Annotated in this window: 8 protein-coding genes; all 8 read right to left on the bottom strand. The window is 65.7% G+C overall.

The genetic code is table 11. The features are described from left to right. A partial coding sequence (locus KBA32_RS08725) for a cytochrome c-type biogenesis protein (RefSeq protein WP_294357564.1) occupies positions 1-283 on the bottom strand: 283 nt, incomplete at its 3' end. A 170-nt stretch (positions 284-453) separates the two neighbouring features. Beyond that, on the bottom strand, positions 454-1,038 hold the full coding sequence (locus KBA32_RS08720; protein ID WP_294357560.1) for a DsbE family thiol:disulfide interchange protein: 585 nt from the start codon (positions 1,036-1,038) through the stop codon (positions 454-456). Continuing rightward, entirely contained in the window at positions 1,035-3,011 is a 1,977-nt protein-coding gene (locus tag KBA32_RS08715) for a heme lyase CcmF/NrfE family subunit (protein ID WP_294357557.1), read from the bottom strand. The genes KBA32_RS08720 and KBA32_RS08715 overlap by 4 nt, the downstream gene beginning before the upstream one ends. After that, positions 3,008-3,487: a cytochrome c maturation protein CcmE gene (gene ccmE, locus KBA32_RS08710; protein WP_294357556.1), complete on the bottom strand. Its 480-nt coding sequence runs from the start codon at positions 3,485-3,487 to the stop codon at positions 3,008-3,010. Before ccmE ends, KBA32_RS08715 begins: the two co-directional genes overlap by 4 nt. After that, positions 3,484-3,687 carry a heme exporter protein CcmD gene (gene ccmD, locus KBA32_RS08705; protein WP_294357555.1) on the bottom strand — a complete coding sequence of 68 codons (204 nt, stop codon included), beginning with the start codon at positions 3,685-3,687 and terminating at the stop codon, positions 3,484-3,486. Before ccmD ends, ccmE begins: the two co-directional genes overlap by 4 nt. Positions 3,688-3,868: 181 nt before the next feature. Next, complete coding sequence (gene ccmC, locus KBA32_RS08700; RefSeq protein ID WP_294357553.1) at positions 3,869-4,627, bottom strand: heme ABC transporter permease CcmC; 759 nt, start codon at positions 4,625-4,627, stop codon at positions 3,869-3,871. Between the two features lie 4 nt (positions 4,628-4,631). Further along, the gene (ccmB, locus tag KBA32_RS08695; RefSeq protein ID WP_294357551.1) at positions 4,632-5,300 is read right to left on the bottom strand and encodes a heme exporter protein CcmB; all 669 of its coding nucleotides are present in this window, start codon (positions 5,298-5,300) and stop codon (positions 4,632-4,634) included. A gap of 4 nt (positions 5,301-5,304) precedes the next feature. Beyond that, positions 5,305-5,919, bottom strand: coding sequence for a cytochrome c biogenesis heme-transporting ATPase CcmA (gene ccmA / locus KBA32_RS08690; RefSeq protein ID WP_294357549.1), 615 nt, complete (start codon positions 5,917-5,919; stop codon positions 5,305-5,307). Positions 5,920-6,000 lie beyond the last annotated feature (81 nt).

Here is a 6,000-nt window from a genome sequence, read left to right as displayed (position 1 = left end):
GCGGCCGGTAGAGGACGAAGTCGCCGTAGCGGCTGACCATGAAATCGCGGATCTCGCCGTCACTTTTTCCCGCGGCGATCTGGCTGCGTATTTCGCGCCGCAGGTCGTGCGCGAGTTCGGCGTTGGACGCCGACAAAGATTCGTTCTGGCAGACGAGGCAACGCAATTCCGACGAAATGGCGACCATGCGCTTTTCCACCGCCTCATCCTGCGCGAGCGGCGCGGCTTCTTTCGAATAGGCGGGATTGACCGCTGCAGAACAGAGCAGGCAGAGAAAGGCCATGTGCCTTGCAAGCGCGGCCAACCACTCTTGACGCAGAGAGCGCAGAGGCGCAGAGAACGCAGAGAAGAAGCAAACGGAAGACCGATCAGAGAAGTTGCCAAGTCCGCTCCGCGCCCTCTGCGCCTCTGCGCTCTCTGCGTTGAAAGCGGTTCCAACCCAACTTTTCGACGTCATTTGTTCAACTCCGCGACCAGCGGCAGGATCTTCTTCGCATAGACGTCGGGCGTCACCGGCCCGATGTGCTTCAGGCGGATGACGCCGGCCTTGTCGATGATGTAGGTCTCGGGCACGCCATAGACGCCGTAGTCGATGCCGACGCGGCCGTCGAGGTCGAGCGCGGAGAGCACGTAGGGGTTGCCGTGCTCGTTGAGCCAGCCGTTGGCGCGTTCGAGCGCGAGCTTCTTCTCGGCATCCGGCGCGATCTTGTCGGCGTCCAGGCTGCCGTCGCCGCGCACTTCCTTGTAGTTGAGGCCGACGATCGGTACGGTCTTGTTTTTCGCGAGTTCGACGAGGATCGGATGCTCTTCGCGGCACGACACGCACCACGTCGCCCAGACGTTGAGCAGCCAGACCTTGCCGAGCATGTCCTTCGGCGAAAAGGTCTGCGCCGGGTCCGCGACCTGCGGCAGCGAGAAGTCCGGCGTCGGCTTGCCGACGAGCGGCGAGGGCACCTCGCGCGGGTTGAGGTTGAGCCCGACGGCGAGTAGCACGACGAGTACGACGAAGCCGATCAACGGCCAGAGAAAGCGGTTCATGCAACGTCCTTCGTTTCTAGCGCCTTTGTGGCACGGCGATAGCGCCGGTCGCTCATGGCCAGTGCGCCGCCGAGCGCCATGATGACGCAGCCGCCCCAGATCCAGACGACGAAGGGCTTGTGGTAGACGCGCACGGCCCACGCGGCGTCGGGTCGGTCCTTGTCGATCGGCTCGCCGAGCGAAACGTAGACGTCGCGCACGGGGCTGGTGTCGATCGCCGCTTCGGTCATCGGCATCGCCGACGAGACGTAGCGGCGCTTCTCCGGATTCATCGTATGCAGCACCTTGCCGTCGCGCGACAGCTCGACGTCGCCGACCTGCGCCGTATAGTTCGGGCCGTTCTCCTCGCGCACGCCGTTGAAGCGGAAGGTGTAGCCGCCGACGGCGACGGTATCGCCGACCTCCATCTTCACGTCCTTCTCGGCCTCGTAGGCGCTGACCAGCGTCACGCCGACGACGAAGGCGGCGACGCCGAGGTGCGCCAGATGCATGCCGTAAAAGCTGCGCGGCTGTCGCGCGAGCGTTGCCGGGACCGATTGCCCGGCGCGTGTCGCCTGCACGCGCTCGGCGATGTTGAAGAGGCTGGATAGGACGATCCACGCGGCGAGCAGCAAACTCAGCGCGACGAGCGCCTTCCATTCGCCGAACAGGAACGGGGTGGCAATACCGGCCACCGCCGCAGCAAGGAAAGCCCAGCGCAGCGTGCGCGCGAGTTCGCCGACGCTCGCCTGCTTCCAGCGCGCGAACGGCGCGACGCCGACCAGGAAGAGGATGGGCAGCATCAGCGGCACGAACACGGCGTCGAAGTAGGGCGGGCCGACCGAGAGCTTGCCGAGACCGAGCGCGTCGATCAGCAGCGGGTAGAGCGTGCCGAGCAGCACGGTGCCGCAGGCGACGACGAGCAGGACGTTGTTGGTCAGGAGCAGCGATTCGCGCGAGACGAGGGCAAAGCGCCCGCCCAGCCCGACCTTGGGCGCGCGCCAGGCGAAGAGCGCAAGGGACGTGCCGATCACGGCGACGAGGAAGGCGAGGATGAAGATGCCGCGGCGCGGATCGGTGGCGAAGGCATGGACCGAAGTGAGCACGCCCGAACGCACGAGGAAGGTGCCGAGCAGCGAGAGCGAGAAGGCCGAGATCGCCAGCAGCACCGTCCAGTTCTTGAAGCTGCCGCGCTTTTCCGTCACGGCCAGCGAGTGCACGAGCGCCGTACCGACGAGCCAGGGCATGAATGAGGCGTTTTCCACCGGGTCCCAGAACCACCAGCCTCCCCAGCCGAGTTCGTAGTAGGCCCACCACGAGCCGAGCGCGATGCCGAGCGTGAGGAAGATCCACGCCGCCGTCGTCCACGGCCGCGACCAGCGCGCCCAGGCGGCGTCGAGCTGGCCCGAGATCAACGCGGTGACGGCGAAGGCATAGGCCACCGAGAAGCCGACGTAGCCCATGTAGAGCATCGGCGGATGGAAGATGAGGCCGGGGTCCTGCAGCAGCGGGTTAAGGTCACGCCCCTCTTCGGCGCCCGGTAGCAGACGCTCGAAGGGGTTCGACGTCATCAGGATGAAGAGCAGGAAGCCGGCGGTCACCAGGCCAAGCACGCCGAGCACGCGCGCGACCATCGCCTCCGGCAGCTGGCGCGAGAAGATCGCCACCGCCAGCGCCCACAGCACGAGCATGACCACCCAGAGCAGCAGCGAGCCCTCGTGCCCGCCCCACACCGCCGCGACGCGATACGGCAGCGGCAGCAGCGAATTGGAGTTGTGCGCGACGTAAAGCACCGAAAAGTCGTTCTGCACAAAGGACGCGGTCAGACAACCGAACGCGAACGCCAGCAGCAACGCCTGCGCGACCGCTGCCGGTCGGGCAATGCCAATCCACGCCGCACGCCCCTGATGCGCCCCGACAAGCGGCAACACGCCCTGCACAAGGGCGACGAAGAAGGCGACGATCAGCGCGAAATGACCGAGTTCGGGGATCATTGCTGAATCGTCCGCGAGGCGGCTTCGACGGCCGCCTTATTGGCCGCTGCGCGCGCGTGCGCATCGCCGACGGCTTGCGCCGCTTCCGGCGGCATGTAGTTTTCGTCGTGCTTGGCCAGCACTTCCGACGCCACGAAGACGCCGTCCTCGCCGAGTTTGCCCTGCGCCACGGCGCCTTTTCCTTCCTTGAACAGGTCGGGCAGGATGCCTCTGTAGGCCACGGCGAGGTCCTTTTCGGTGTCGGTGACGACAAAGCGCAGCGTGACGCCGTCGGCCTCGCGCCGGATCGACCCTTCCTTGACCATGCCGCCGACGCGGAACGGCTTGCCCTTGGGCGCTTCGCCGGCCGCCACCTGCGTCGACGAGAAGAAGAACACCAGGTTGCTCTGGAAGGCGTTGAGCACCAGCGCGACGACGGCGCCGAGGATGACCAGCCCACCGACGATCAGCGCGATGCGTTTGTGACGTGTTTTCACTGCCTGCCCTTGGAAATGTGAGTTTGTTCCGCCTTCTCGGCGCGGAACTGGCGTTTCAGGCGCGCGATGACGCGCTTCTGACCCTGCACGACGATGAGCGGTTCCGCGATCATCACGAGCGCCATCACGGCAAACGAGCCCCAGACATAGACGCCGTGCGTACCCATCGCGAGAAACTCGGCAAAGCTGTTCCAGTACATCGCCTGCTCCTTTATTCAGAATCCCGAAAGTGACTGACGCCCCATCCACCGTTCGTGGTGAGCTTGTCCCCCAAGGGGATTTCCTCCGGGGCATCGAACCATGAACCGGCGCACGGACACCCGCCCTTCGACAGGCTCAGGGCGAACGGTAGTGGAAGAAGGTGAGTCATTGTCACGAGCTTCAAGAATTCTTGTTGTCCATACGGGCGAGTTCCGCTCGAACCCAGTCCGTGTGCCGCTCGCGTTCGAGGATGATCGTACGCACGCGCATCAGCGCGACGGCGATGGCGTACATCCAGCAGGCCAGCGCGCAGAGCAGCATGCCCCAGAGCATCACCGTGGCCATCGACGACTTGGCGAAGTTGACCGACGAGCCCTGGTGCAGCGTGTTCCACCACTTCACCGAGAAGTAGATGATCGGCACATTGACCACGCCGACCAGTGCCAGGATCGCTCCGGCCTTGTCGGCCCGGCGCGGATCGTCGATCGCCGACTGCAGCGCGATGAAGCCGACGTAGAGGAAGAGCAGGATCAGCTCGGAAGTCAGCCGCGCGTCCCACACCCACCAGGCGCCCCACATCGGTTTGCCCCACAACGCGCCGGTCCACAGCGAGAGGAAGGCGAAGAGCGCGCCGGTCGGCGCCAGCGCCGTCGCCATCATGCCCGAGAGGCGGAAGTTGAAAGCGAGTCCGAGTCCGGCCCAGAACGCCATCACGATGTAGATGAACATCGACATCCACGAGGCCGGCACGTGCAGGAAGATGATGCGGTAGCCCTCGCCCTGTTGCGCGTCGGTCGGCGCCAGCAGGAAACCGACGTAGAGGCCGGCGATGCCAAAGATCGCCGCCGCCGCCCAGAACCACGGGATCATCTTCCCGGCGAGCGGGTAGAACGCCTGCGGGCTGGCGAACCTGAACCAGTTGATCAGCCTGTTGCTCATGCCGTCATTCCAAAGCAATCCGTAAAGCCGCCGCCGTGGGCCACGGGGCGAAGAAGACGCCGCCCAGCGTCAGCGCGCCGAGCAGCGACAGATGGGCTTGCGCGCCCACGCCGGCAACCACCGCATCGACCGCGCCGGCGCCGAAAATCAGCACCGGAATATACAGCGGCAGGACGAGCAGTGACAGCAGCACGCCGCCGCCGCGCACGCCGAGCGTCAATGCCGCGCCGATGGCGCCGATGCCGGAGAGCGCCGGCGTACCGATGAGCAGCGACACGGTAAGCATCCACAATGCCTCGGCCGACAGGTCGAACTGCAGGCCGAGCACCGGCGCCAGCAGGGTGAGCGGCAGGCCGGAAACGAGCCAGTGTGCGAGCACCTTGCCGAGCACGATCAGCCCGAGCGGTTGCGGCGCCAGCGCCAGCTGTTCGAGCGTGCCGTCGCGGTGGTCGTCGGCAAAGAGGCGTGGCAGCGAGAGCATGGTCGACAGCAGCGCCGCGACCCACAGCACGCCGGGCGCCAGCTTGCGCAAAAGCTCGGGTTCCGGCCCGACGCCGAGCGGGAAGAGGCTGACGACGATGATGAAGAAGAAGAGGGCCGAAACAATGTCGGCACGGCGGCGCAAGGCGAGGCGCAGGTCGCGGGCGACGATGGCGTGGAGCAGTCTCAGCATTCGACTAGCCTAGGCGCAGTTCGTGTACAGCGCCGGCCGCGACATCGACCGGTTGGTGCGTCGTCAGCACCGCCAAGCCGCCGCGTTGCAGGTGCGCACCGATCAGATCCGCTACGAGCGCGACCGCCTCAGTATCGAGTGCAACATAGGGCTCGTCGAGCACCCACAGCGCGCGCCGCTCATTGACCAGACGCGCCAGGGCAACGCGCCGTTTCTGCCCCTGCGAGAGATAGCGACAAGCGAGTTCCTCCCGTCCCGCGAGGCCGACGCGTTCCAGCGCATCAAGCGCATCGCCCTCGTCGAGCGCTTCATCGGCGAGGCGCGCCGCTGCCAGCAGGTTTTCGAGCGGTGTCAACTCTTCCTTGATCGCGTTGTGATGGCCGAGGTAGCACAGCTCGCGGCGGTAGTCCTCGCCGAGCGCGGCGATCGTCTGGCCACGCCAGCGGATTTCACCCGCCACCGGATGCGAAAGACCGCACAGAATGCGCATCAGGCTCGTCTTGCCGGAACCGTTGCTGCCCTGTAGATAGAGCATTTCGCCCGCCGCCAGCCGAAAGCCGACACCGGCGAACAGGCTGCGTTCGCCGCGGATGCATTCAAGGTTGGAGGCTTCGAGCATTCAGGAGAAGAGTGAATTGGAGGTCGATCGGCGCGGGCCGCGTCATTGTGCAGCGGGGAGTTTAGCTTTGGATTGATGCAA

The sequence above is a fragment of the Propionivibrio sp. genome (assembly GCF_017995515.1).
Taxonomy (GTDB): domain Bacteria; phylum Pseudomonadota; class Gammaproteobacteria; order Burkholderiales; family Rhodocyclaceae; genus Propionivibrio.
The sequence above is the reverse complement of the archived record's forward strand: the minus strand, read 5'-3'. Positions and strand labels throughout refer to the sequence as shown.

Bases quoted from the DNA above. Each gene is read 5' to 3' on its own strand.
- ccmC (WP_294357553.1), bottom strand. From the start codon at position 4,627: ATGAGCAACAGGCTGATCAACTGGTTCAGGTTCGCCAGCCCGCAGGCG.
- ccmA (WP_294357549.1), bottom strand. From the start codon at position 5,919: ATGCTCGAAGCCTCCAACCTTGAATGCATCCGCGGCGAACGCAGCCTG.
- KBA32_RS08720 (WP_294357560.1), bottom strand. From the start codon at position 1,038: ATGAACCGCTTTCTCTGGCCGTTGATCGGCTTCGTCGTACTCGTCGTG.
- ccmD (WP_294357555.1), bottom strand. From the start codon at position 3,687: ATGTACTGGAACAGCTTTGCCGAGTTTCTCGCGATGGGTACGCACGGC.
- KBA32_RS08715 (WP_294357557.1), bottom strand. From the start codon at position 3,011: ATGATCCCCGAACTCGGTCATTTCGCGCTGATCGTCGCCTTCTTCGTC.
- ccmB (WP_294357551.1), bottom strand. From the start codon at position 5,300: ATGCTGAGACTGCTCCACGCCATCGTCGCCCGCGACCTGCGCCTCGCC.